This window comes from Azospirillum palustre, from assembly GCF_002573965.1.
GTDB lineage: Bacteria > Pseudomonadota > Alphaproteobacteria > Azospirillales > Azospirillaceae > Azospirillum > Azospirillum palustre.
Genome location: NZ_PDKW01000036.1, coordinates 150,014 through 173,508 on the forward strand (window position 1 = coordinate 150,014; position 23,495 = coordinate 173,508).

The following is a 23,495-nucleotide window of genomic DNA, read 5'->3' on the forward strand; positions in this document are numbered from 1 at the left end:
GGTTGTATCGGCCACCATTATCTCAACGCTACTGGTACTTGCGCAACCCCGCCACCAGTCGCCGAAGGACGCTTGCCGGTCAACAAAAAACGGGCCAAGACTCTCCTGGGCATGGCGGTGAAGAGGACGGTGGCAATGGACAGGGTGACGGCAACAGTCAAGGCGGCGTTCGGCAACGGTGATATCGATCCCCGTCTGTCCGAAGCAATCGCCCGCTACATCTGGGGCGATGAGTGGCGCGACGAACTCTCCAATCTGTTCGCCGACGGCTCCACCGCCGTTGATGTCGCCGCTCCGGTCGGCGGTCCCTGCCTCGGCGCCCTCGTCATGAGGCTGTTCAGTGACCCACGCCTGCCGGGACTCCGCCGCAGCGGCAGCGGCGACGCTGATCCCGACTGCATCCTCGATGAGATCCGGCAGCAACTTCGTTTCGAAAGCGCGCTGGGCTTCGAAGATCACGAGGCCGACGACATCACCACCACCATCATCACACGGGCCAGCAGCAGCGGCTCCAGCCTCAGCGACAGCCGCCTCCGACTTGTAGGCCGGCTGCTGTGCAATGCTGACGTGGACGACGATGAGATCACCCGCATTGCAGCGGCTGCCACTGATACATCGGACGAGGCGATCGACGAGGCGTGTCTTATACGCGGGCCACATCCAGATTGGAACCGCGTCGCCTCCATTGTTGACGCCGTAACGCTCTTCAGCGACCTCGAGGCCAGACGGGGCGTCGACGCGGGCTACATCACGCGTCGGAACGAGCGCGTCAGGGCTATGATGGCCGCCCAGCCCACGCAACTCGCCCTGATCTGAGGCCGTTCACGCTGTCCAGCAGGCCGAGCCGCCCCAGGGCGGCGTCAAGAGCCCGGCCGCGCCCCTCTCCTGCGCAAAGCCGGGCTCGCCGGCCTGTGGTCAGCGAGGGCGGGCGTCCGGCAGCCTGACACTGATCGGTGCCTGATCACCAGTGTCGCATTCCCAGTGACGGATCAGCCGCGGCGGGACGTCCGCGCTCGCCGCACCAGCGCAACCGCGGCCTGCTGGATCTGCTCCTCGGTCTCCAGCGGCACGCCGGCGACATCCAGGCCGGCCGCCAACGCTCGGACGCCAGCCTCGTACTGTTCCACGAGGTCTTCGACGCCGGGCGGGTGTGCGCCTGCCGCCACCTCGATGATCGGCTCCTCGGCCATGTGATGATCCTCCCTGTCGACATCCTCCTCCTGGAACCGGGCGCCCGCAATGGCCATCCGAAACCATGCCCCTGCGGCTCAGATCGCGGCCGGCAGCGGTAAAATGGGACCAACTCGCCCATTCCAGGACCACGGAGATGGTCCGACACGAACGACGGAGGAATCCCATAAGCAGCCGCACCTGGCTCACCGCCGTCGAAGACGACCGGAACCTCGCCGAGGTGAAGAACGCCATCGGCAGCGCCGGCATCGTCACCGGTCTCATCCGGTCGCTGCGGCCGGTCTATGAGCGCGCCTTCGGCGCCGAGGGCCTGCACCCGGTCGGACGGCCGGGAAGGGATGGCCTGCACGCCTACGGCGTCGTGGCGGTCGAGGGCAGCGCCTGGATCCGGGCGGCGGCCGGGAAGACATGGGCCGGCGACATCATGATGCTGGCCAACGCGACGGACGGGCGCGGGCAGCCGCTGGGCGAGCGGATCGCCGGCGCGGATTACCTGCTCGATGAAGACCGCATCGACGTTTACCTGCGTTCCCGTCGGCTGGATCCGGCGGAGCGGGACGACGTGGCTTTCGCCGGGCTCGTCGTGGCGGCCGTCGAGGCCGTCCGAGGTGTCGCCGGCAGGGAGATGAGCGTGGCCGAGGGCATCCGCCATCTGGCCGACCGCCTGGACCTGCCCGGCTCGACCCTGAAAAAGTGGCACTACGGGCAGGCGGCGCCCGCACGGGCCGGCCGCCAGCACACAGTGGAGGGCCTGCGCGCCATCCTGGCCTCGCCCGTGGACCCGCTGCGAAAGACCCTGGACGCCATCGCCAGCCAGCGGGCGGCGGCCGTTCGACTGCGGGCCAGCGAGGCGGACGCCGACTCTTGGATCGCGGAGATCGCCGGCAGCGCGCCGGAAGGCCAGGGCAGTCCGTCCAGGCACGTCACCGCCACCGTCGTTGCGGCCCTCATGGAGCGGCTGGGCGCCCTGGAGCGGCGCTCGTGATACTGTGCTGACCTTTGGTAATGACGGGGCGGCCTGATGGGAAGAGAACTGCTGCATTACACGGGCTGCGGGCTCGACCACATCTACCTTCGCGGCGGTTTCGAGGCGGAGCAGATGGCCGGAGAGACCTACGTGTCTGTCCAGGGATTCGAGGGGCTTTACCAAGCGATCGCGGAGGCGATCATTTCCTCGCCCGCTCCGATGAGAGGGCAAGAGGTGCGGTTCCTCCGCGGTCGCCTGCGTCTGTCACAGGAGGATTTTGCCAAGTCGATCAGCCGTGGTCGCTCTGCCGTTGCCGCCTGGGAGGCTGATCGCGACACAGTGATCGACGGAATCGCCGACGGCGCAATCCGGTGGCTGTGCTGGCGGAGGATGAGTGATGAGGCAGTCGCCGTGGCGCTGGTCGCGAGGATGCGCGAGCAGGATGCTCGCGACGATGCCGGCACGCGCGGCGATGGTCTACCGGCCCTTCGCCGCGTGTTCGAAGCCAATGGCGACGGCTGGAGGCTGGCGCCGAACGAGCACGCCGGCTGAGCAGATGCAGGCTTTCAAGAAAACCCGGCGCCGGCAGCGGCGCCGGGTTTTTCGTTGCCAGCGTGCCCGCATTCAACAGGAAAAAAGCATGGCGCCGTTGACCTTCGGAATCGTCTCGGCTTACCATTGTTTTAGATAAACAAAACACCGAACCGGGAGCGCTTCCGCCATGCCCTATCTCCTTCACGACAACCGTTCCAACCCCTGGAGCCCGGAGTTCGCTGTCGACCCAGCAACCTACGTCCGCCACGCCGTTGTCCGCTTCGGGGGCGAGGGCCTGTTGGCCGACCGCGGCGGTCCTTTCCTGGCCGTGCGTGTCGAGGGCTGCGCGACGGATGCGCCGTCGATCGAAGTCTATCCTCTGACCGAAGGGGCCAAGCGGTTGCTCGACGGGCCCAACGTCGACTTCCGAGATGGGGCAGCGCTGGAAACCCTGCATGAGGCTCTGGACGCCACGCGCAAACGTCTCTACGCCGTCGCAGGGGCAGCCCTGGGCGTGCCGGACGGAGCGAAGTGGCACTGCCGCGTTCCGAACCACGGCGACCACCTGATCCACGCCGGTGCTTGGCTCGACCGGCTGGTTCTGAAGGGGCTGGCGACGGAAAAGGAGCATGCTGAGATCACCGCGGCCTTGGTCGGCCTGGGCCGGCGGCCAAGCGCCTGGCTTGCGTGCTGGACGTTCCGCAACGGCACGCAGCGCCACACGGACATCGGCTATGCCGCGACGGCTGGAGAGGCCCTGCAGCGGATGTTGCGCTGCTGGATGCCCACAATCGACATCGGCCAGGACCGCCTGCATCTGTTCCTGGTGGAGGCCAGCGGCTCGGTGGTCGATCTGGAAATCATCGACGAAGCCGGCGAGGTGCAGTGGTCGCTGCAGGACGACGGCCTGGACGCCTGCCCGCACATGCGGCGCGAGTACGAGGTGGACGGGCTGCTCACCATCGGTTACCGGATCGACGGGCAGCGCACCTCGACCGTCTCGGTGTCGCCCTCGATCTGGCGGGCGGCTCTGCGGCTCAAGGGAAACGACAAGGCCGCGCGGGCCTGGATCGCCGAGATCGCCCGTGCCACGCCGTCCAAGCGGATCGTGATGACCGGGCCGGCTGAAAAGGAAAGCGGTGCCTCGCGTTCCCGTCACGTTGCCAGCGTGATCGTGGAGACCCTGCTGGAGCGTCTGGATGCCCTGGAGCATCAGCCCGCAGCCTGATATGCCGGCGCGGCCGTCACGCGCTTCCGGAGGACCGGTGCCAACGATGCGGTGCCGGGTTTTAGGTGCCGGTCAGTCGGCGCCGTGCCCGCGGGCCAGATCGACGATCACCTCGTCGAGCGTGGGGTCATGGCGGTCAGCGGCTTCCAGCGGAGTGATGTCGCCGGGGATCACGGTGTCGCTGGTGACGAGCCACTGGTAACGCATGTGCGGGCTCTGGATTGGCATGACCGAGAGCGCCTGGGCCAGAACAGGCCGGCCGGCGACCAGCCGGTCGACGAGGGACTGGGCCTCGGCGCTGCTCATCGCCGCCAGCCGGTCTGTGGTCACCATGTCGTCCATCGTCTTCTCCTCCTCCAGCCGTTCGCCCTCCTGGGGAGAGAATGGTCCTGTTCGGCGTAGAGCGCCAGCGACCTCCGAGGGGCCTTCGATTGTCCGTCTCATTTGCGCTCGGCTCCCGGAAAATGCACGGTGACGGCCGACGAACCCACGCTGTTCACCAAATTACGGGATCCGTGAAATGGTCTTTTTACGGAAAACGTAACATGATAGAACATCGCCAGCCGAAGAGACCTGGAGCCGATGCCGACCGATGCCGAAACCCTGTTGCACCTAGCCACCGATAAAGACCTGTCGCTGCTCGGACTGCGCGTGATGCTGGGTCTGTTCGCCGTCGGCGAAGACGGAAAGCCGGTTCGGCAGAGCGATCTGGCGCTGCGCCTCGGAATGCCGGCCTCCCGCATCAGCGAGGCGGTGACGACCTTGCGGAGCACCGGCTGGTTGACGGTGATCGAGGAAGCCCGCGATGGCGGCGGCCGCCCGATCAATCACCTGACCCTCGGACCCAAGGCCCGACCTCGACCTGAAGGACTCTTGCGATGACGACCACGACCCTCCCGGAAATCCAGATCAAGGCCGTCAGGATCAAGGCCGTGCTCGATCCGGCCGCCCTGCCGCGGCATCTGCTGATCGCGGAACCGGCCCCGCAGCCGGACGTCACTCTGACGCTGCGCACCACCGACGGCGCGCTCCTGCATGCGGCGATCGCCGGCAAGAAGTTCCGGCGCTGCCTGAAGGGCCTCGACGCCGCCTCCGACACGATCGTCCTGCTGGAGGGCCGACTGGGACCGGACGGCACTCTGGTCGACGCCGGACTGAATCCGCAGGCCGCCCCGCCGAAGAAAGACACTGCCCAGGTCGCCTGATCGGGCGGGCGAAATGCAACATCTTTCCAGAGTTAGCAATAGACTTCCCATGAAACGGTGCATCTTTTTTTAAGAACTCATCGACCAGCGTCATGTCACAGGCACCGGCTTTACTGCCGATCGTTCGCCCGAATTCGGCGCGGCCCTGTTGCTTAATCATATCGGATGGGGTAAAAAGAGAACGCCGCCCACGAGGGCGGCGGTTTCGTCTTCGGGAGTTCCTGAAGAAGAGACCAGCGGGGTTTCTCTTAATCCCCATCCGTCACGGTGAGCGGCCTACACGGATGAGAATTTGAGAGCGGCCGGTTTGAAAGGGTGAATGCGTCGGCCTACCCACTGGGACACGCTAATCTCCGCGAAGCGGTAGAAGGCATGTCTGGGGCAACTACTAGCACAGGCTCGACGCAGTGTCCATACCCTCGAAGACCGGATTTCGCGCCCCATAAACCTAAAAATACCGCTCGCCTCTGAAGAGGTGAGGAAATGGACATCCAGGGCGTCATCAACTCGACCAACGGTACCACGAATTCCACCACCCGCCGGCGTCGGACTATTACCAAGCCCCAGTTGGCGCCGAAGGCGAAGGCCATCACCGGCACTGTCGACCTCACCACCGTCGAAGCAGCATGGCTTGCCACCCGCCAGCCGCTCGCTCCGACGAAGAAGGGCAAGGACCGGGTACTCGCCGCTCTGGAAAGCCAGGCCGTGCTGGAGCACCTCGACATCACCGCCGACGACGCGCTGAACCTGCGGACCCTCATCGGCATGACCCATCATCGCGACTATGAGCGCGGCGGTCTCGGGCCGTATAACCACGCAAACGCCGGCGAGATGACCCGCCTGACCCGCAAGTCCTCCGCCCGTGATTTCCGGCGCTGGACCATCGCGATGGCGACCCGCGGCATCCTGGTCAGGGACTACACCACCACCAACGGCAACCGCGCTGTCAGCCGCGCCACCGACGGCACCCTAATCGAGGCGTCCGGCCTGTGCTTCGCCCCGCTCGTCGAGCAGTTGGAGCGCTTGGAGCGCGTCGCCGCCGACGACCGGGACCGCGACAGCGTTGTGCAGGATCTGCGCTCTCGCTTCTTGAAACTGGCGCGCTCGATCAAGGGGTCGCTCAACGCAGCGGTCGCCTATCCGCACAGCGATTGGGACGTCTTGACCGACGAGTACCACTGCGCCCTCGATCAGGTCGGCAACCCGATCATCGTCCGCATCGACCGCTTCCTGGAAGACGCCGAAGACCTGGAGCGCCTGCGCGAGGTCATCGCGGACCTGCAGGACATCCAGGCCCGCATCCGCGTCCTGTTCGACATCCTGACCGGCAAGACCGCGGTGCAGGTCGCCTCGACTCCGGTCGAGGCCGCCAAGGCCGAGACGAAGACGGCCGCCTCAAAAAAGGAAAAGAGGAAGGGCAGCGCCTTCGCGGTCGTCGAGGCCGTTGCCCTCTCGGAAGATGATCACAACGGCAAGACCGCAATCACACCGGCACTGGCAGTCGGTGCCAGCCCCGCGCTCGCCAAGGAACTTGAGAAGACCGCCGGGCTACAGGCCGATGAAGTGACGGACGCCGCGCAGGTGATCCCGGCCATCAAGGCGCTACTGACCGTGTGGAACGTCAAGCCGGCTTCCTACGCGCACCTGCTGATCGACGCCGAGGGTCTTTTCCGCCTGATGGTCGCTGTGTCGAGGGCTGCTCGGGCTCAGAAGGTGACGAGCCGCAGCGGCTACGTCGCCAGTGTGCTCTGCCGCATGAGCGACGGCACCTTCGGCTGGTCGGGGGAGTTCGATGCCCTCAGGGCGGCCCAGAGCGCTGTCGAGTTCCACCGGCATCGCCTGCCGACGGCGGCTTCCCGGTCGACCGCTCCGTCTGCCACGCCTCCGGCCGCCACTCGCTCATCCTCCGAGGTGAGCGCTGATGTCTTCGCGTGCGCCCTTGCCAAGATCCAGGCCATGACCAAGGGCAACCGGCACTGAGGGCGCGCGCTATGACGATGACGATCTCAGACGCCAAGGCCATCGACATCAACGATCTGCTGTCGGATCTCGGCCACCAGCCGGCCCGCCGGGACGGAAACCGCCGCACCTGGTACATCAGCCCGATCCGGGCAGCCGAGAACACCGCATCCTTCGCGGTGTTCGCCGACGGCGCCCGCTGGGCCGACTACGGTGAGGGCGAGGGCGGTGACATCATCGACTTGGTGCGGCGCCTGTATCCCGATCTCACCACCACGCCCGAGGCGCTGCAGGCGCTGTCGGAAATGACCGGGCGGATCGACACGGCCCGCCAACGGCGCATCGAGGCCGGCGACGCCTGGGTCGTGCAGCGCGGGGCCGAGCGCGGCGAAGTAGACGAGCCCTTCGCGGTGACGCGCGTCGCCGACGTGACGTACGACGCCCTGATCGACTACGCCCGCAGGCGGGGCATCGGCCGCCGCACGCTCCAACTGACGCGCCAGGTGCATTTCCGCGACCTGACCAGCGGCAAAGCCTTCTTCGGTTTGGGCGTGAAGAACCTGTCCGGCGGCTACGACGTGCGGAATTCCGCGTGGAAGGGCGTCGTCGGGCCGAAAGACGTGGCGTGGTTGCGCGCCGGCGATGAGCGCGTGGTCGACGTGGTGGAGGGGCTGTTCGACGCCCTGGCGCTCATCGAGTCCGGCCTGGCGAAGGGGCAGGTCATGGTCCTGTGCGGCGTCGGCATGCGCCGCCGCGGCGCTGAACTGCTGGCCCGGCTGCCGGCCGACGTGGAAATCCGCCTGCATCTGGACCAGGACCGCGGCGGCCGCGGCGCCACTGCAGACATCCTCGAAGCCGTGCCGCGCGCCACCGACGTCTCGGCCCGCTATGTGGACCACGCCGATGTGGCCGGATGGTGGGAGGGCACCGGCGCCACTAGCAGCGCAACCAACCGAGAGATGGTCCCGGCCTGACCGGCCGGGCATTCTCTCCGTTCCTTTCGTCCATCCATTCCGCCGACGCGGATGTCCGCCTGCGGCCTTCATCTCCCCCGCGCCGCTCCAGGCGACGGGGCATCCCGCCATGCCAGCGTCACGGACGACGCGGACGACGCGGCGCCGGCGACGGGGAGCGTCGAAGGCCGATCGCCGTAAAGCGCTCCAGAATTGCGCAAGATCCTCCAGCGCTACCACCCCACAGGCGACACCCATTGACCCCATCAGGCGTGCGCTGATGACGCGGTAATCGCGATCGGCAGGGCCGTCCGAAGCCCACGCCGGCCGCCGGCGCGCCGCCCGCGCAACCATGTCTGATCAGGAGAGCCGTTTTGAGACCTTGGCTTGCTCTGTCGAAAGCCTCACGGTCTGACGGTGTGATGCCCATCTGCCGGGTATCATGGAAAATCATCTGCTGTGCTTTGCGCGGCTGGCCCATGCTGTGGCGCGCCGCGCGCTCCCCGTACTTCTGAGCAAGTACGCCCGCCCTGCCTATCGGCCTTCCAGCCTGTTTGCCGCTCTGCTGGTGAAAGAGCATCTCCGCCTGAACTATCGCGGCTTGGAGGACCTCTTGCGGATCTCAGGTCAACTTCGCCGCCTGTTCGGCTTCCTGAGCGTCCCCGACCACTCCACCTTCTGGTGGTTCGCCCGCCGCTGGCTCAGTGCCGAACTGGTGGCGTCGGCTTTGGCGGAGACCGTGCGCCGGGTCAAGCGCGATGGCCAGCGGTGCCAGGTTGCCCTGGACAGCACGGGGCTCTGGCTCAGCCATACCTCACGGTATTTCGAGTGGCGGGCCAAACGCGAGCGTGGCCAGCGTGGATGGCTGAAGTGGGCGTTGGCGATGTGGGTGGGCCCGCAGATGCTCTTGGCGCAACGGGTTCGTCCAGGACCAGCGGGCGATTTCCCCGATCTGGTCCCGCTGGCGACTGACGCCTCTGCGGTGATGGCCTTCGACGAGGTGATCGCGGATGCCGGATACGACAGCGAGGCCAATCATCGTTTCTGCCGCGAGACATTGGGCGTCCACTCCCTCATCCCAGCGAAGAAGCGGCGCTCGACCAAGGTCATTGCAACCACCCCATACCGGCAGGAGATGCACCGACTGCTCAATGACCCAGGGGATGCAGCCAGCAAGCGTGCTTACCGGCAGCGTTGGAAGGTCGAAACCGTCATGTCCGTCGCGAAGCGGAGGTGGGGCGAGGCTCTATCCGCCCGCACCGACTTCACGCAACGGTCTCAGGCGCTGCTCAGAGGCGTCGTCTACAACGTCAACCGCCTTGTTCTGCTTGGTATTTCCGCCTGAGGCTTTCGACAGAGCAACCTTGGCTCAGCGGTGGGGTGAGAGGCCGTGGTTGCCGATGGGCCGTGACGCTGCGCGCGGCCGTGGCTCCGTCGTGGAATGCGCCTGTGGAATGAGGGTGGAGTTGACCGATCCCCTCACTTCCTTTTTTTTGGCAGCCCCCTTGTGCCGGCCATGCAGAGGCCCGTGCACCAGGGATGGCTTGGCGATGGAGGTGACGGCGGAGGTGGACAGGATGGCATGGCCATCTTGGATGCTGTCCAGTCTGGTTAGGTTGTTGGCCGGAGGTGTTTTCCTAATGAAGAGAAAAACCTGTTCGTGAATCCCTACACCTACCCCTCCGGCCCGTAGTTGTAATGTCACGATCAGATCTCTTAGGGCTTCAGGTTAGAGTTTCTGTATAGGGGGTAAACCGGCCTAACTTGTCCCCGTACGAGGACAAGATGCCCCCTTTCCAGTTTCCGTCCCTTTTCCAGCGCGGCCCCGTCGGTGAAGGCCGCGTGGCCGGCGGTCTGTTTTCCATGACAGAAAACCGGCCCCTCCCCTTCCCGCCCGGCCTGCCCCACTGCGGGCCAGCGAGCATCCCCCCTGTCGCCGGCTGGCCTCACGGTGGCACCGGCTCCTTTTTCGGTGCATCCGCCCCCAGGGGCGGATGCCGGCCCGCTCCATACCGGCTGCGCCGCGGCCGTGGACTGGGGCCGGAAGGCCGCTTTTGGGTCGCCGCGCCCCGCCCTTCCCGGTGATGCGGCGAGGCGCTCGTGCCCCGCGATGCCTTCGAACGAGGCGCAGACGGGCACCAGGTTCGCGGGCCGCGTGTCGACGGTTGGCTTGTCCTGTGGCCAGATGGCTGGTGTCACATTGCCGCCGTTGCTGTCGTTGTCGGGCGTGCCGCCCAGGCCGCAGTTCTTGGGTGTCGGCGGCTGTGGGGTCATGGTTGGGCCCTCCAGTTGGGCATGCCCCGACAACGGCCGCGCGGCCGGATTGGCGCCTACCTCCCCTGGCTCGCCCTTCAGCCGGCCTTGCCCTCGACGGTCGCACCGTGTGTAGTCGCTGGGGAGGATGGGGCTATGAAGATTATCTTGAGCCGCAAGGGCTTCGACACCGGCTACGGCGGCAAGCCGAGCCCGATCCTGCAGGACGGACGGTTTTTCCCGCTGCCAATCCCTTACGACCGTGGCGCGCCGATCCGCTACACCGACCTGCCGTGCCCGCCGGGGCTTGAGGCACATTACGCGACGCTCGCCGACTATGTGATCGGGCACAGTGCCTTCCGGAAGGCCGTCGTCGAGGAAGACCAGATTGACGGCAGGAAGCCGAAGACGAAGCGGGTGCGGGTGACCACCGACACCCTCGCGCATCTCGACCCTGACCTGCATCAGGGAATGCGGCCGAGGCCGTCGGACTGGAAGCCATTGTTTGGCCAGACAGGCCGGGCGCTGAAGATCCTGCGCAAGAACGAAGTCGGGGTCGGCGATGTGTTCGTCTTCTGGGGGCTTTACGACCGGCTGGTGCCCGGCCGCGCGGGCCGACCGCCGCGGTACGAAGGCAAGCGCATGCACTGCATCTTCGGCTGGCTGCAGGTCGGTCGCGTGCACCAAGCGCCATTTCCCGATCTGCCGGCGTGGGGCCGCTATCACCCCCACGCCGGCGCCGATCCGGGCGTGTGGGATGAGGACAACAACTGGATCTTCGAAGCGGCCGACCGGCTGAGCCTGGAGGGTCTCGATGCCGATCTCCCCGGCGCCGGGATCTTCCCACGCTTCCGGCCAGACCTGCGCCTCACCCGGCCAGGGGCGTTGCGCGTCGACGACTGGCGGCTGCCGTCTTCGTTCGGGTCGCTTATGCAGGCCGGCCGGTGGACTTGCGTTGGCCAGAGGAACTGGCAGGAGGACGACCCCGGCTGGATGCGTTTCAGCACGGCAGGGCAATGGCAAGAAGGTGTGTGGGATCCCCTCCACGCTCCCGGTACCCTCGAATGGCTCGCCGGACTCTTCAGGGAGTCTTCCGTCAGCCTAGAATCCGACACCATGATCGGCGGCCCTGCGGACGACCCTACCGACCGAACGCCTGTCCCGGCTGCGGGCATGGGCTGTTGAATCGATCGTCTCCCCAGAGTTCAGGACCGGCCGACAATAGAGAGATGAATACCATGCCATTGCCCTTCACTGTCTGCGCCGCGGCCGCGGGCTGGGGGCCGGAAAGTTGGATCGCCGATCTCCGCCTTCCCGGCAATGCGACGATGCGCTCAAGCCCCACGATGCCTTTGAGCGGGTACCAAGGACTGCCATTGTTGGGCTGCCTGGACGTCAATCGGGACCGTGCCAGTGTGGCAAAAGCGTCGATGCGTAGGCAGATTTTTTATCATGGGTCCGGTACAATTGGTGAACACCCTTCTACCCTTAATTGAAGGTTGCCTTCCATGCTCCAACCCAAGCGCACCGACATCGACGCTGGTCTACGCCTGATCGCGAACGCCTTCGGCTCGTGCACGGACACTCCCGAAGTAAACGCCCTGCTTTCCCTTGCTACTGATTTGGTCAAGTATGTCGAAGACGTGTGCTTCGGTGCCGGCACAGCAGTGGGTGATGAGGTTCAACGGGTTGAACTGGCTCGCCTAGCGCTCGCCGTCGACCAACGGTAAGAACGAACCCTGCCCCAACGTGCGGTGTGCAGCCTGCGCTGAGGCTCATGCCGATACGGCCAATGCGTGAGGCATTGCCAGCGGCAACAGGATAGCGTCGGCTTCCCATCGGCAGCATCGACACGACACCGTTTTCGTGATGGACACGGCGTGACATCGCCGCTGCCCATGCGATTCCGGCCGCAATGCGGACATCGTCCGACGCTTCCTTCACGATCAACAACCGGCCGCCCTCCTCGGCGAAGAATGTCACCCAAGTGAGCGGCTGGTCGTCAATGTCGGTCATGGGGCCGGCATTCCGCTGGAGATCAGTGGCCGCTGCCCCATGCGGGGCGCAGTCGATGCGCCTGCGCGGCTACGGCAAAATCGACGACGACAACCGGTAGAGAGAACTTACCCTCTATCCGCATGAAAGGTGCTAGACGTCAACAGCGCCATCCGGGTCGCCGACCGGATCCGCAAGGTGCAGGACAGGCTGGTTCGGTGTGGTCCTGGAATGCTGGAGGGAGAGGCATGCCTGGATGCTCATGGTCGCGACAGACACCATTTCATGCCTCGGCGACTTTGTAGCGTACTCCCTTGGTTGACAGCGGTGAATACTCCCGGATGACCCACGATTGCTGGTTATCGATGTTTCAGAAGTTCGTCCTCCTGAAACCACCGCTGGTGGGAATGGCTCACCCTCTCCTCATCGGAGTAGAGACTGTGCTACCTAGCGCCTACCAAATGTGCAGGAGGTGAGAATGAGCGATCTCAAGCCGGGAACTTTGATCGGCCAGGAACCAGATGTTACCGGAGAGCAGCGTGACGTCTACAGCGTGGATCCAACCCGGGAAGAAGGGCGGGCAGACTTCCGAATGATGGTTGCCTTCTGCGGGCGGAAACTGTTGGAGGTCACGCGCACAATGCAGCGGTTGGACGCGAACAACCTGCAGCACACGTTGGACGAGATGGTCAAAGATCCGCGCGAGTGTTTATGGTTCGAAGGTGAGATGCATGCATGCGGCGAGGGAATTGATAAAGTTTTCCCTCTGCGAGCGGTTCTGCATCTGCATCCAGTCATGGCGCACCAGCCCTTGCATCAGGTCTGCGCGAGGATCGGCGCTGTCATCAAGGCGATGGATCCGTTTCTGCAACGGGAGATCCGCCGTTCTGCTAATACGGCCTCACACTGTCCACCGTTTCGCCTCGGCTCTCAGGACGCTGTGCTATTCTCTCATGATAAGGGGCAGGTTATGTGCTTCGGAGTGTGGAGTGACGAAGAGATCGTTCTCTCATTCCTACTAGGTGTAACCTGGCGCGATGTGGATGAAGTACTGCTTCTCATCAATGGTGGCATTCTGCCCGAGAACTCATTTGGCGCCGACCTGCGCGAGCAACTGCACGCGCTAAAACCCAGCAGCAACTCCGCCATCATGCTAGGTCAGTTGCACTGACCAGCAACGTAATCAAAGAAGAAATCTAGCCTGCGTTGGTATGGATACCCTTTTAAAACGTGGCCCAGACCTTGGCTTTTCCCCAATGAGGAAAAGCATTGCCCGTTCTCTATCATTACTCCAAGGAACCGATCTTTTCCTGGCCAGTGCATCGGCCTTTCACGCACCGCGAAGGGCCGGTTACCTGATCCTGCATTTCCCCATTGAGAAACGCCGAAGCAACCCCGGCAACCCTATATCCCCCTGATCACCTTCCCCGCCAGGGCTCGAAAGTCCCGCCTCCCTGCCCCACCTGCCTCTGCTGGCTTGACGGCAGCGATCTGGCGCAGACGTTCCGCCAGGGTCCGCTCGATCGCGATCGCCTCGTCGCATAGTGCCCGCATCTCCATGATCGTCGGCCGCCATTTCTTCGTCCGCCGCCAGACGCGGACCGCCTGATCCACCGACCACTGCGGATACTCGCCCAGATCCTCGGCCCAGTCGCTGGCGACTATCCGTTCGACAGCCGGGTCGAGCGGAGTCGAGCGCGGCGGACAATGCGCGAAGAGCGCCAACAAGCGGGCCAGCAGCCAGCCGGGATCGACCGGTGCCAGGATCTCGCGTTCGATCACGGCCAACGCCCTGGCTGCTGCCTCGGCATCGGCCGGATCGACGATGGCAGGTGGCGACCACGTCTCCCGCATCCCGACGAAGCCGCCAAGGTCGTCGAAGCATGCGCGGCTGGTTCCGTTGCCGACGATCGCCTGGAGCGTTTCCGGCAATGCTCCCACAAGCGCGCCATGTTGCTGGTCGGGCGGCAGCGTTGGATCATAGACGGCCAACGGCGATGCGTGCAGCGGGACGATGTTGGCAGTCGGGCGCGCTCTCCCCATCACCATCCTCCACCGAGGGAAATCGCGCCGGTTTCCACTGAAGGCTGCTGGCGCAGACGATCGGCGACGCCGGCCCAGATGGCAACCTGCTGGCGAGAGGCGGCGATCTTGTCGGCTGTGCGCGACATTCCTGAGACCGTTGGAGTTCCGAAAACCAGTGGAGCCTTGTGAGCCTGGACGTCCTGCAATAGCCAGGACCTCCATGCGGCGCCGACGTCGCGGTACCGGTAGCCGTGGGCTTGGCAGCGCAGGACGAAACCCTCGACGTGGCGGTCGAGGTCGATGCCAGTGTGTTTGGCACGGGCCCATGTCAAGTCTGCGGCGGACGGCATCCAGTCGGCTGGCACGGCCTGCGTCTCTCCGGTTGGGTGGTCTTCGACCCGCTCAGCGCTGACACCCTCGCGCCCGCGCCCAGCGAGCGAGTCTGGTTTGTTTGAATCCAGTTGTTCTTGTCGCGCTGCCGCACAGGGGGAGTCAACGACAGCGACATCGGTGTCGCGCTGCCGCACAGGCATCGCCTGGACGTTGACGATCGGACCGCTGCCGGCCTCCAGTCGCAGACGGTAGAGGCAGGATAGGCGGCCGCCAGTGGCGGACTTGCGCGGTTCGACCTCGATAACGCCAGCGTCGGCGAGTTGACCGAGGATGCGGTTGACGGTGGAGCGGCTGCGTTTCAGAGCGGTGGCAAGCGTCGCCTGCGACGGCCAGCATTCGCCGCGCGCATTCGCGTAAGTGCTGAGCGCCGCAAGGACGGCGAGGCCGTCGGCGTCGATGTCTGGGTGGCTGAGCCACCAAGCCGGAATGCGGCCCCAGCGGGTGGTCTCCTGTCCGGTGTTCGGCTGGTTGGTATTGAGGGTGGGCATCGCTGACTCCGCGGATGGTGGTGCCGGTGCATGTCGGCGGATCTGCGGTCAGGATTCCGGGACTGGGTTGGCCTGACAAACGCGGCGGATTCCTCCATGGAGGACTGGTTCGCGTCTGCTGAGGATTGGCTCGCGACCATGGAGGACCGGTACGCGACCAAGGAGGACTGGCTCGCGAGCCTGAAGGATCGGTGCGCGGCGCGGCTGCGAATCGGAATCCTGAAGGACTGGCTCGCGCCTATGGAGGATTGGTGCGCGGGGTGAGGCTGGAGGGACTCAGGCCGGGGACCGGGTGGAGGAACGGTTCGCGGGCTGGATATGGTAGGCCATGAAGGCCCTTCAGACTGTTTCCGTGAATGCTGGGGGCCGCCATTTCATGGACAGTTCGGCCAAGTTTCCGGAAACGACGAGGCGCGAACCGCTCCTCTATATCGTTTCCGGAAAATCGCTTCTGGGCACGTGGCCACAGGAAACTCCATATCCGGAAACGTTTCCAGATATGGAGGACTGGTTCGCGGGGCCGACCGTTTCTGGAAATGCGCGGGACCTGGGAAGGCGCGAACCGCTCCTCTGTAACCCTCCCCTCCCCCGCTCCCCCGATTCGGCTTGAGCGCTGCATTGGACCGTTGGGCGGCTTTGCAGCCCGTCGAGTCGCACCGGTGCAGGCGCGAACCAATCCTCCAAGTCCGCGAACCAGTCCTCCATAAGCGCGAGCCAATCCTCAATAGCCGGCCTGGAAATCGGGCATGATCACAGGAGGAGCCGTTGCCCGTTGGCGCAGCCTGGCACATTGTCGTGGATAAGGTGGAGGAGGTAGATCGATGGCCAGCAACAGCGTGACACAAAGCCCGGTGGCCTCGACGCTGCAGTTGGCCCTTTGGTCTCACGAACCTGAGCAGCAGGACGGCGACGCGCGACAGACGAATGCCGTCGGCCTCTACGATCTGGCGCCCCGTTTCGTCTTCGCATCCGGCGAGCGCGGCGGAGAGGATCGCCGCGACAATGCCCATGTCGAGTCCGTTACACGCTCCTTCGCTTACAATGGCGAGCCCTACGTGATCACCCTTGATCCGGCCCGTGTCACGCGCAGGGTGCGCACCGATGCCGAGGATGGCGGTCCTGCGAAGTACAAGACGGTGCGCATCGAGGCACTGCCCGGCGAGCGTGAGCAGGTTGTTGAGGAGGTGATCCGCCGGTTGGCGACAGAACGCACGCGCCTGATGCTGGTCGATGGCGACAACCGGCGCAATGCCAAAGTCCAGATGCGGTTTTCCTTCTACGAGATCCAGAAGGAACTGGCTCGGGTCCGACGCACGCTCAGCATCACCGAGATCAAGGAAGCGCTGCTGATCCTCAGCAAGACCTTCCTTACCATCGAGCAGCCGGCGGATCATCCGGGTGGCAGCGCGACATTGCTGCAGTCGACCGCATTCCCAGTTGTCGCCATGCGCGGCGGCAAGGGTGTTTCCGTCCGTCTCGACGACGACGGCGAAGTCGGCGGAAACACGGAAACGTATCTGGAATTCAACCCGTTGGTCGCGAAGGCGATCATGTCTTTGAAATTTCAGAGCATCTCCTATGAGATGCTGATGAAGATCCGCAACCCAGTCTCCTGGTGGCTCTACAAGAGCCTGTCCCTGCACTACCACAACAGCGGCGATGTCGAGCCGATGGCGATCCGTGCCGGCGACATCATCACGAACAGCGGCATGAACCGCTCCAAGCGCCATCGCGATACACTGCGCGCGATCAAGGTCGCCGTGGAGGTGCTGGTGACCCAGGGTGTGCTGGCCGGCTACGAAAAGGAATCGGAGCGCGGTGCCGGCCCTGAGATCGTGGACGTCACTTACGCGCTACGTCCCTCGGAGCAGTTCCTGGAGCAGATCCGCCGTGGCAAGGCTCTCGCCGAGCAGAACGCCCGGACCCTGCGTCAATTGGCGCAGCCGGAGGATCTGGATGACCAGGGCCGACCGCGTGGCCCGATCCCGATCGACCGTGCGTCGGAAAGTGCGCTCCGCCGCGACCGGCGGAGCCTGCTCAAGCGGGTCGACATGGAAGTGCCGGTGATCGACGCCGCTGCGCAGGGCTGAGTCCGCACCGCAATCGCATCCAGACGGCTATGCATTGCGTATGCTGATAACATGTCGGGTCGAGGGCCTGCGTGCGCCCTCAAGGCCGCCAACCGCGACGAGGCACGGAGCGGCTGATCATCTGCACCTATCTCTTCGCCACACAGTCGCAGCGCCGCGAATACCTGCCGCATTGCCTGACGCCACGATGTCAGGGCTGGCCCCGCTCAACCGTGATCCAGGGCTGATCGGCATGCACCCGACCGCGCTTGCCTATCCGCAGCCGGAGGACACGTCGTCATGCCGAAGCCACTTGTCCGCAAGACCATCAGCATTCTCTGATGTATGGCAATGATGTTCCGATGCAGCCTGTACGTTTTCATGCATCACTATTCCATTAAGACCAAATATTAGTCACTCCTTGCAGTCCAGAGTATCCAAGCGTGACGAAAAATCGACCTTGCTCAACAATTCTGATACCCTTCAGAAGTATGGACTGTAGGCCAGTATCAAAATGGAAAAGATTCTAACACTTGTTGTGGCGGCAGTGGCGATGGTGACGGCGCTCCCCGCGTCTGCTCTTGATAAGGATCTTGCGCGTGCCATCTCGGCATATCAAATCGGGATCATCCGGGGCATCACCCCGGATGGGCTGATCATTAACGCGAAGATGCTCGACACTGAGATCCGGATCGCTACGGCGGCGAAGACGGTAACCGATCCGGCTGCCGCCGAAGTCGGACGGCTGACGGACAGCACGGCGGCTGTTGTCGACATTTGGCAATCGTTCAAGGTTGGGCCCTGCAAAGGCCAAGTCTCATTAGACGAACGCGAGAAGTGTGTAGCCGATCTGAAGCGTCTCGCCGGCCTGCTGCCAGGCTTTGATTTAGCGAAGGTGTCCCCATCCTTCGCGAAAGAAGCCGAGGTCATCTCGCAGGCGCTCGCCCTGCTGAACAGCCAAGCACAGCGGGCGCTGGAAATCGTGCTGAAATGAGTCCGACCGGTAAGGCCGTCTGACGCCTGGGCTGCACCTCAAGCGTTAGACTGGATTGGCGTCGCTGACCATGGAGCGTCAGCCTGCCCCCCTGCCCGCCTATCTCAGATACAAAGCAGCATTTGGCTTGTCAGGGAAGCACTACCGACGATTGATGCCGGCATCCCGATTTCCGAGGCCGAGATCTTCCGTACGTCGAGAGAATACACGGCTATGGAAACGCTGGGGAGCCACCGACCGTCCCCTGCTCTCCACAGGCATTGGCTACCACGTAACCACCGGCATTTTCCGCTGACGATCTTCGGCACCAAGGCCAGCCCCTAAGGCTGGCCTTTGCCCGCTACCTATTCCGAAAGCGGTTCTGATAACGCCCTGCCCGGCACCGTGCGTTACTCGGCCGCGCCCCCCGTTACCGACCTTCGCGGTCGCGACCCCGCGCGGGTAACGCCCTGCCCGTCCTCGAACCCGCAGCGGTATCATCTTCTGCGCTTCCGACATGCCGAGAGCAGAGCAAGGCAGCACATCGGGTAACGCTCACGGAAAGCGCAGCGGTCGCGACGCCGGTCGGGACCGCCGGTCAAGACTACGTCTCCGGCTCCCTGAAACCCGCACACAGCAAGGCTTTCAGTCCAACTGCAGGTGCCTCTGCTTTTCGGGTGGCTCGATGATTTTTTCAAAGGTCGGTCGGCATCATGCAAGGCCAGTTGGACGCCTGAGATGGAGCAACCATGGCCAAAAAATCCACGACCGACACGACCGAACCAAAGCGCTCGAGGAACGCCGAACGGATGGCGATGCGCCGCGCCAGACGGAAGAGTGCCGGCTTCAGGCCGTATCAGATCCACCTGACGACTGCGGCCTGCAGCGCAGCCGATAACCTGGCTGGCCGCATGACCGGGGGTCTCGACACGGTCGCGACCGCTCCACACCTTGCGCAGGTGCTGGAGGATCTACTGCCGGCCCTGGAGGAGAGCGACGTGGTCAGCCTCGCCCAGCAGCAGGTCGTGGATGGCAAGCCTGTGTCGCCGAGTGCGGCCGCGGTGCTCATTCTGGCGACCTTCGGGCCGGTGGCAGCGAGGTCTGGACTGATGGGTCGGATCGCCGCGCTTGGTCCCGACCAGGGTCGGGACCGTCAGGCCGAGATGCTCCTCGCGGCGCTGGAGATCGGGCTGGCGGTCGTCGAGCAACCAGCCATCGCCGAATGCCTGGAGGCCGCCAAGGCGCCGAAGGAGGGCAGGGCGCAGGTGGTAGGAGAACTCGTGATGGGGCTGCGTCTCGTCGAGGCGCTTCAGGAGGTCAACCTTCTCGCTGGGATCATGTGCGCTCCGGATCCGGGAGTAGTGATCAAGGATGCAATCTCCCTGCAGCGGGATTTCGCACCGCTGATCGGCTCGAGGGAGGTTGGCGCGATGGCCAACCTGCTCTGGCAGGAACATTCCCTGCTGGCCCGTCAGCGGCTCGTTGCGCACGTTGCCGAGGAGGCGATCATCGCCCTCTTCCGCAGCCTCAGCGGCATGCCTCAAGCACGTGAAAACGTCGCGGGGGCCACGACGTTGCGTGGTGTGTTCGATCTGCTCGAACTCACTGTTGCCGTCGCTCCGCCTTCCGGTGACCATCCTTTGGCCAACCTCAAGAGCGCCTTCGTGGGAGCCGCGAACCAAGCGAAACGGGAAGGCAGAGTGGGTTCGACCGAGCAGTACCTGCAGGAAACCCTGTGTCGTGCTGTCGGTCTTCCACTGCCGGTGGCGGCTTCGGTGGCAGGAGCGCCGAAGCCGGTGGGCGCTCTACCGGGTCTCCCGGCGACAAATGTCGAGGCCGAGGAGAGCGGAGGCGATAGTCAGGAGCGATCTTCCGGCATCGGCTTGTCAGCCTGGAAAGGCTTGCTCCGCTGGTGAGTGACCCTCCTTTCAGGCTCCTCGAACGGGAAGCGCCTTGGGTTGTTGGGCCACGGCCTCAAGCAACGGCTCCACGCTGCGCCACGTCGAGCCATCCAGGACGCCGAAGACGCCGGTGAGGGCGTGGATTTGGACCACGGCCATTGACGGGAAAATGGCTCCGAAGTACCTGCAGCGTGTCGCATCCCGCCACGTCGGGTCCAAAACCCGATCTGCAGAATCGATGCACCAAGCATGCTCGATGGGGATACCGAGGTCAGGATCGTAACCGTAGCCTTCGGCATACCGCAGGTCTGGCTGCGTTTGTACGGTCTTCCAAGCATTCGCGAAGCAGGCTGTTGGCTCTCCATGCACGATGGAGGCAGGTAGCGGAACGGGAGCCCAGAACTGGCCATGGCTCAATAGGTAGGCCATCGGCGTCGGCCATTGTAGCGAGCGCCTGCCGCCATGGGCGTTCTGGATAAAGGGCGCCAATGCAGCCACGAAATCGCGCTCAACATCGTCGGTCAAGCGCGCGAGCAGCCTATCAGTTTCTGTCATGCCTGCTCCCTGGAAACTCTTCGGTCGTACCAATCCGTTAGGCTGAAAGGGGAGGGCACCAGAAACTTGGTGCCCGTGAGATGGCAGTGACGTTGCTAATTGCAACGCTGGCCAAAGCGCTTCCGCCGTCGCCGCGGTGTTGCAATTAGCAACACCTAGCCCATGCTGCAGATCAGCCTACCGGCTCGTCGACGAGCAGGGCATCGATGGCGTCCCGCATTTCCCGGAGCATAGCGCGGTCCGTGTCGGCCAACGGTTTGCCGGTCGGCTCTGTCCGCAGGGAGACCAAGGCATCGCGCGTCGTCAGAACGCTTCGGGCTATGCGCTTCGGCAGGGTCGAGTGCGCGATCTCGGCAGGGTCCTCGGAGGGACGCCGTGCCTTCGTCTTCGGCGCCTTTACACTTTCACCAGGCTCGACATCGGCGCCGGCATAGGTGCGCTTCGCGCTCTCCCAGGCAGCGGTTTGGGCAGTGTCGTCCTTCAGGCCGGCGATGTCCCTCAGCACCTTCATCGGGACCTGAACTTGGAGGTATTCCTCACGGATCCGGGCAGGTAGATCGAGAATCTTTAAGGTCCTTGAGACCTCCGACTTCGCGATGCCGAAATGCTTGCTGATGTCGCCTTGCGACCAGCCCCGCGTCTCCATGATGCGGGCAAAGCCATCCGCGACCTCGAACGGGCTGAGGTCGGAGCGAAGCAGGTTCTCGACGAGCGCGATCTCGTCGGCAGGCGCATCTGCATCAAGAACGACGGCGGTAACGGTCGGTTGGCCCAATGCGCGGACAGCGCGCAGGCGCCGCTCACCGTAGGCGAGTTGGTACAGCCCATTGGGGAGCGGCTTCACGCCGATCGGTTCAAGCAAGCCGTAACGCTCGATGGACTCCGTGAGCGCCGTCAACTCGGCCTTGTCGAAATCGCGACGCGGCTGGTCGGGGTTCGTGGCGATCGAGTCCACCTCGACCTGGGCTGTGCGGCCGTTCCGGTTCTGAAACGAGACGGGGAGGGCGCTCTCCCCAACAGGCTTGTTCTCGCGGCCTTCGCGCAGGGCGTCCAGCATCGCGCTGTTAGTCCGTCCGAGTTTACGCGACATGGGCAACCTCGCTCATACGGAGGCCGAAGCGCTTGGTGCGCTCGGCTACAAGGGCATCGGCGACGGCACGCAAGGAATCGGCGCCGGCGGCGTTCGACACCGCGCTCACGGCCGCCTGTCCGGCCGCGAACGCTTGACTATAGACCGTGGCGCGCGGAAGCGGATCGAAGATCCGCGTCGTTCCGGAATACGCCTTCTGCAGTTCCAGCAGCGACTCCCGATCCTGGGTGAGGCGTTGGTTGAACATCGTCGGTAGGATCCCGAGCACCGTCAGTGTCGACTGGACGGTGTCGCGGATGTCCGAGATCGATTCCAGGATGTATTCGATGCCGAGTACCGACATGAGTTCGGTCTGGCAGGGGATGAGGACGGTGTCGGATGCTGTTAGGCTATTCATGGTCATCTGCGCCAAGTGCGGCGGAGTATCGATCACGACGAAGTCGTAGGTTTCGCGGAGCGGCGCGAGGGCCTTGCGTAGCGTGAAGATGCCGGTGACCTGTCCTTGCAGTTCGCCCTCCACCTTCGCGAGCCGGATGCTCGACGGCACGATGTCGAGCCCGGTGTCTTCCACGCTCAGCACGACATCGGCGAGGGTGGTTTCCTTCCGGAGTACGGCGTCGAGCGTGCGACCCTGGCGGTGCAGGTCGATTGCGTTGAAACCAAGGTGGATTGTGGCGCTGGCCTGGGGGTCGGCGTCGATCAGCAACACCTTATGCCCGCTCTGGGCGAGCATGGTCGCGGTATTCACACTGGTCGTCGTTTTACCGACTCCGCCTTTCTGGTTGCTGACGGAAACGACCAAGGCAGGGCCGTGCTTGACGCCGAGGCCGGCGATCTCGCGATGCAGCAGATCAACCACGACCTGCGGCGGCTTGTCGGATCCGCGCTCCCAGCCGCTGACCTTCTGCTTGTCATAACGGCGGTTGAGCCGTTCGTTAAGCCATGCCGCGAATTCGGGCTGGCTCAGGCCGAGGCGCTCGCGGAACGCCTTCACATTATCCCCCAGCAAGGCCGGCTCCGATCAAAAATGGCGTCTGAACCTTGGATACAGGTAGCGCCCACATTCGTCAAGAAACCGCTGTGCTGGCAGAAACCGACTACCCACCACGGATGCACCGGCGAATGCCTGCGTCCTGAGCGAAGGAGCAATGAAAGAGGGGAGGGGTGTTGCAAATAGCAACAGCGCCACGACAGCAGAGCCGGCTGAAGATCGACCCGCTCCTGCCCTAGGGGATGAAGGGCGAGCCGAAGCCCGCCCTCATCGCTTAGAACCAATCCCAGTCCACAGAGCGGCACCGGACCGGGAGCACAATGTCGTCATCGCCATGGGCGAGAGCCCGATGGATGGCGTTGCGGTCGGCGTGCCGGTTTCGGGTGTTGTAGGTTCGCCGGAAATGGGCTAGAGCACTGCGCTCGCCGGAGCGGCTTTCGCGGTGAAAGTCCGCGATCAGGTGGAGTACGACCAGACTTTCATCGATGGCAGCGGCATCACGACGGAAGCGGCGGCCTCCGATCCGCCAGCCCTTCGCTACGTAGCGCTTCCAATTCGGTTCATCCTCGCCATGTTTCCACGGCTGAAAATACCAGTCGATCTCACGCTGGCGCTGAATGACGTCGCGTCGGCGACGGAAGATACGGGACATTGATTGTGCTCCTTCGTTGTGCACAATCGGTCGTCCCAATGGATCGTCTTTAGCAGCATCTGTTGCCATCCCT

The 23,495-nt window shown here is 64.2% G+C and carries 24 protein-coding genes; 15 read left to right on the forward strand and 9 right to left on the reverse strand.

Translation table 11 applies throughout. The features are described 5' to 3' along the window. Nucleotides 1–72 precede the first annotated feature (72 nt). Nucleotides 73–816, forward strand: a complete 744-nt coding sequence (locus CRT60_RS01075; protein ID WP_098734606.1) for a hypothetical protein — start codon at nucleotides 73–75, stop codon at nucleotides 814–816. Between the two features lie 173 nt (nucleotides 817–989). Here CRT60_RS01075 and CRT60_RS01080 read toward each other — a convergent pair whose 3' ends face one another. After that, nucleotides 990–1,247 (reverse strand): hypothetical protein, encoded by a 258-nt coding sequence (locus CRT60_RS01080; protein ID WP_098734607.1) that lies wholly within the window; start codon nucleotides 1,245–1,247, stop codon nucleotides 990–992. An 80-nt stretch (nucleotides 1,248–1,327) separates the two neighbouring features. Between CRT60_RS01080 and CRT60_RS01085 the strand changes: the two genes are divergently transcribed. The 3 genes from CRT60_RS01085 (at nucleotide 1,328) to CRT60_RS01095 (ending at nucleotide 3,920) form a co-directional block, all read left to right on the forward strand. After that, the gene (locus CRT60_RS01085; RefSeq protein ID WP_098734608.1) at nucleotides 1,328–2,176 is read left to right on the forward strand and encodes a hypothetical protein; all 849 of its coding nucleotides are present in this window, start codon (nucleotides 1,328–1,330) and stop codon (nucleotides 2,174–2,176) included. 36 nt (nucleotides 2,177–2,212) lie between these two features. Next, nucleotides 2,213–2,710 carry a helix-turn-helix domain-containing protein gene (locus tag CRT60_RS01090; RefSeq protein WP_098734609.1) on the forward strand — a complete coding sequence of 166 codons (498 nt, stop codon included), beginning with the start codon at nucleotides 2,213–2,215 and terminating at the stop codon, nucleotides 2,708–2,710. A 169-nt stretch (nucleotides 2,711–2,879) separates the two neighbouring features. Then, nucleotides 2,880–3,920 (forward strand): hypothetical protein, encoded by a 1,041-nt coding sequence (locus CRT60_RS01095; protein WP_098734610.1) that lies wholly within the window; start codon nucleotides 2,880–2,882, stop codon nucleotides 3,918–3,920. A gap of 72 nt (nucleotides 3,921–3,992) precedes the next feature. Here CRT60_RS01095 and CRT60_RS01100 read toward each other — a convergent pair whose 3' ends face one another. Next, complete coding sequence (locus CRT60_RS01100) at nucleotides 3,993–4,364, reverse strand: hypothetical protein (RefSeq protein WP_143272989.1); 372 nt, start codon at nucleotides 4,362–4,364, stop codon at nucleotides 3,993–3,995. A gap of 138 nt (nucleotides 4,365–4,502) precedes the next feature. Between CRT60_RS01100 and CRT60_RS01105 the strand changes: the two genes are divergently transcribed. The 6 genes from CRT60_RS01105 (at nucleotide 4,503) to CRT60_RS01130 (ending at nucleotide 11,475) form a co-directional block, all read left to right on the forward strand. Continuing rightward, entirely contained in the window at nucleotides 4,503–4,802 is a 300-nt protein-coding gene (locus tag CRT60_RS01105; protein WP_098734612.1) for a MarR family transcriptional regulator, read from the forward strand. Further along, nucleotides 4,799–5,125: a hypothetical protein gene (locus tag CRT60_RS01110; RefSeq protein ID WP_098734613.1), complete on the forward strand. Its 327-nt coding sequence runs from the start codon at nucleotides 4,799–4,801 to the stop codon at nucleotides 5,123–5,125. Before CRT60_RS01105 ends, CRT60_RS01110 begins: the two co-directional genes overlap by 4 nt. Nucleotides 5,126–5,608: 483 nt before the next feature. Next, the gene (locus CRT60_RS01115) at nucleotides 5,609–7,105 is read left to right on the forward strand and encodes a helix-turn-helix domain-containing protein (RefSeq protein WP_098734614.1); all 1,497 of its coding nucleotides are present in this window, start codon (nucleotides 5,609–5,611) and stop codon (nucleotides 7,103–7,105) included. An 11-nt stretch (nucleotides 7,106–7,116) separates the two neighbouring features. Then, entirely contained in the window at nucleotides 7,117–8,058 is a 942-nt protein-coding gene (locus CRT60_RS01120; protein WP_098734615.1) for a toprim domain-containing protein, read from the forward strand. A gap of 421 nt (nucleotides 8,059–8,479) precedes the next feature. Further along, complete coding sequence (locus CRT60_RS01125; protein WP_098734616.1) at nucleotides 8,480–9,382, forward strand: transposase; 903 nt, start codon at nucleotides 8,480–8,482, stop codon at nucleotides 9,380–9,382. A gap of 1,064 nt (nucleotides 9,383–10,446) precedes the next feature. After that, complete coding sequence (locus CRT60_RS01130) at nucleotides 10,447–11,475, forward strand: Nmad3 family putative nucleotide modification protein (protein ID WP_098734617.1); 1,029 nt, start codon at nucleotides 10,447–10,449, stop codon at nucleotides 11,473–11,475. Nucleotides 11,476–11,916: 441 nt separating this feature from the next. Here CRT60_RS01130 and CRT60_RS35400 read toward each other — a convergent pair whose 3' ends face one another. Then, nucleotides 11,917–12,306, reverse strand: a complete 390-nt coding sequence (locus CRT60_RS35400) for a hypothetical protein (RefSeq protein WP_143272991.1) — start codon at nucleotides 12,304–12,306, stop codon at nucleotides 11,917–11,919. 457 nt (nucleotides 12,307–12,763) lie between these two features. Here CRT60_RS35400 and CRT60_RS01140 point away from each other — a divergent pair, with 457 nt between their 5' ends. Continuing rightward, nucleotides 12,764–13,456, forward strand: coding sequence for a hypothetical protein (locus tag CRT60_RS01140; protein WP_143272993.1), 693 nt, complete (start codon nucleotides 12,764–12,766; stop codon nucleotides 13,454–13,456). A 233-nt stretch (nucleotides 13,457–13,689) separates the two neighbouring features. Here the strand turns inward: CRT60_RS01140 and CRT60_RS01145 are convergent, their stop codons facing one another. Both CRT60_RS01145 and CRT60_RS01150 read right to left on the reverse strand, forming a co-directional pair. Next, on the reverse strand, nucleotides 13,690–14,328 hold the full coding sequence (locus CRT60_RS01145; RefSeq protein WP_143272995.1) for a hypothetical protein: 639 nt from the start codon (nucleotides 14,326–14,328) through the stop codon (nucleotides 13,690–13,692). Then, entirely contained in the window at nucleotides 14,328–15,191 is an 864-nt protein-coding gene (locus tag CRT60_RS01150) for a helix-turn-helix domain-containing protein (protein WP_098734621.1), read from the reverse strand. The genes CRT60_RS01145 and CRT60_RS01150 overlap by 1 nt, the downstream gene beginning before the upstream one ends. 96 nt (nucleotides 15,192–15,287) lie before the next feature. Between CRT60_RS01150 and CRT60_RS36065 the strand changes: the two genes are divergently transcribed. The 4 genes from CRT60_RS36065 (at nucleotide 15,288) to CRT60_RS01170 (ending at nucleotide 20,149) form a co-directional block, all read left to right on the forward strand. Next, nucleotides 15,288–15,455 carry a hypothetical protein gene (locus CRT60_RS36065; protein ID WP_161957941.1) on the forward strand — a complete coding sequence of 56 codons (168 nt, stop codon included), beginning with the start codon at nucleotides 15,288–15,290 and terminating at the stop codon, nucleotides 15,453–15,455. A gap of 557 nt (nucleotides 15,456–16,012) precedes the next feature. Continuing rightward, nucleotides 16,013–17,281: a replication initiation protein gene (locus tag CRT60_RS01160; protein WP_098734623.1), complete on the forward strand. Its 1,269-nt coding sequence runs from the start codon at nucleotides 16,013–16,015 to the stop codon at nucleotides 17,279–17,281. A 493-nt stretch (nucleotides 17,282–17,774) separates the two neighbouring features. After that, complete coding sequence (locus CRT60_RS01165) at nucleotides 17,775–18,254, forward strand: hypothetical protein (RefSeq protein ID WP_143272997.1); 480 nt, start codon at nucleotides 17,775–17,777, stop codon at nucleotides 18,252–18,254. A 728-nt stretch (nucleotides 18,255–18,982) separates the two neighbouring features. Next, entirely contained in the window at nucleotides 18,983–20,149 is a 1,167-nt protein-coding gene (locus tag CRT60_RS01170; protein WP_143272999.1) for a hypothetical protein, read from the forward strand. 12 nt (nucleotides 20,150–20,161) lie between these two features. Here the strand turns inward: CRT60_RS01170 and CRT60_RS01175 are convergent, their stop codons facing one another. The 4 genes from CRT60_RS01175 to CRT60_RS01190 all read right to left on the reverse strand — a co-directional run bounded on the left by CRT60_RS01175 (nucleotide 20,162) and on the right by CRT60_RS01190 (nucleotide 23,422). Continuing rightward, nucleotides 20,162–20,689, reverse strand: a complete 528-nt coding sequence (locus CRT60_RS01175) for a hypothetical protein (protein WP_098734626.1) — start codon at nucleotides 20,687–20,689, stop codon at nucleotides 20,162–20,164. A 172-nt stretch (nucleotides 20,690–20,861) separates the two neighbouring features. Then, nucleotides 20,862–21,746 carry a ParB/RepB/Spo0J family partition protein gene (locus CRT60_RS01180; RefSeq protein WP_161957942.1) on the reverse strand — a complete coding sequence of 295 codons (885 nt, stop codon included), beginning with the start codon at nucleotides 21,744–21,746 and terminating at the stop codon, nucleotides 20,862–20,864. 22 nt (nucleotides 21,747–21,768) lie between these two features. After that, nucleotides 21,769–22,788 carry an AAA family ATPase gene (locus CRT60_RS01185; protein ID WP_098734628.1) on the reverse strand — a complete coding sequence of 340 codons (1,020 nt, stop codon included), beginning with the start codon at nucleotides 22,786–22,788 and terminating at the stop codon, nucleotides 21,769–21,771. A gap of 256 nt (nucleotides 22,789–23,044) precedes the next feature. Further along, nucleotides 23,045–23,422: a hypothetical protein gene (locus tag CRT60_RS01190; RefSeq protein WP_098734629.1), complete on the reverse strand. Its 378-nt coding sequence runs from the start codon at nucleotides 23,420–23,422 to the stop codon at nucleotides 23,045–23,047. Between the last annotated feature and the right edge of the window lie 73 nt (nucleotides 23,423–23,495).

Bases quoted from the DNA above. Each gene is read 5' to 3' on its own strand.
- CRT60_RS01150 (WP_098734621.1), bottom strand. From the start codon at position 15,191: ATGCCCACCCTCAATACCAACCAGCCGAACACCGGACAGGAGACCACC.
- CRT60_RS01160 (WP_098734623.1), top strand. From the start codon at position 16,013: ATGGCCAGCAACAGCGTGACACAAAGCCCGGTGGCCTCGACGCTGCAG.
- CRT60_RS01165 (WP_143272997.1), top strand. From the start codon at position 17,775: ATGGAAAAGATTCTAACACTTGTTGTGGCGGCAGTGGCGATGGTGACG.
- CRT60_RS01140 (WP_143272993.1), top strand. From the start codon at position 12,764: ATGAGCGATCTCAAGCCGGGAACTTTGATCGGCCAGGAACCAGATGTT.
- CRT60_RS01085 (WP_098734608.1), top strand. From the start codon at position 1,328: ATGGTCCGACACGAACGACGGAGGAATCCCATAAGCAGCCGCACCTGG.
- CRT60_RS01080 (WP_098734607.1), bottom strand. From the start codon at position 1,247: ATGGCCATTGCGGGCGCCCGGTTCCAGGAGGAGGATGTCGACAGGGAG.
- CRT60_RS01110 (WP_098734613.1), top strand. From the start codon at position 4,799: ATGACGACCACGACCCTCCCGGAAATCCAGATCAAGGCCGTCAGGATC.
- CRT60_RS01100 (WP_143272989.1), bottom strand. From the start codon at position 4,364: ATGAGACGGACAATCGAAGGCCCCTCGGAGGTCGCTGGCGCTCTACGC.
- CRT60_RS36065 (WP_161957941.1), top strand. From the start codon at position 15,288: ATGGAGGACTGGTTCGCGTCTGCTGAGGATTGGCTCGCGACCATGGAG.
- CRT60_RS01170 (WP_143272999.1), top strand. From the start codon at position 18,983: ATGGCCAAAAAATCCACGACCGACACGACCGAACCAAAGCGCTCGAGG.
- CRT60_RS01105 (WP_098734612.1), top strand. From the start codon at position 4,503: ATGCCGACCGATGCCGAAACCCTGTTGCACCTAGCCACCGATAAAGAC.
- CRT60_RS01090 (WP_098734609.1), top strand. From the start codon at position 2,213: ATGGGAAGAGAACTGCTGCATTACACGGGCTGCGGGCTCGACCACATC.
- CRT60_RS01115 (WP_098734614.1), top strand. From the start codon at position 5,609: ATGGACATCCAGGGCGTCATCAACTCGACCAACGGTACCACGAATTCC.
- CRT60_RS01130 (WP_098734617.1), top strand. From the start codon at position 10,447: ATGAAGATTATCTTGAGCCGCAAGGGCTTCGACACCGGCTACGGCGGC.
- CRT60_RS01180 (WP_161957942.1), bottom strand. From the start codon at position 21,746: ATGCTGGACGCCCTGCGCGAAGGCCGCGAGAACAAGCCTGTTGGGGAG.
- CRT60_RS35400 (WP_143272991.1), bottom strand. From the start codon at position 12,306: ATGACCGACATTGACGACCAGCCGCTCACTTGGGTGACATTCTTCGCC.
- CRT60_RS01175 (WP_098734626.1), bottom strand. From the start codon at position 20,689: ATGACAGAAACTGATAGGCTGCTCGCGCGCTTGACCGACGATGTTGAG.
- CRT60_RS01095 (WP_098734610.1), top strand. From the start codon at position 2,880: ATGCCCTATCTCCTTCACGACAACCGTTCCAACCCCTGGAGCCCGGAG.
- CRT60_RS01120 (WP_098734615.1), top strand. From the start codon at position 7,117: ATGACGATGACGATCTCAGACGCCAAGGCCATCGACATCAACGATCTG.
- CRT60_RS01145 (WP_143272995.1), bottom strand. From the start codon at position 14,328: ATGGGGAGAGCGCGCCCGACTGCCAACATCGTCCCGCTGCACGCATCG.
- CRT60_RS01190 (WP_098734629.1), bottom strand. From the start codon at position 23,422: ATGTCCCGTATCTTCCGTCGCCGACGCGACGTCATTCAGCGCCAGCGT.
- CRT60_RS01125 (WP_098734616.1), top strand. From the start codon at position 8,480: ATGGAAAATCATCTGCTGTGCTTTGCGCGGCTGGCCCATGCTGTGGCG.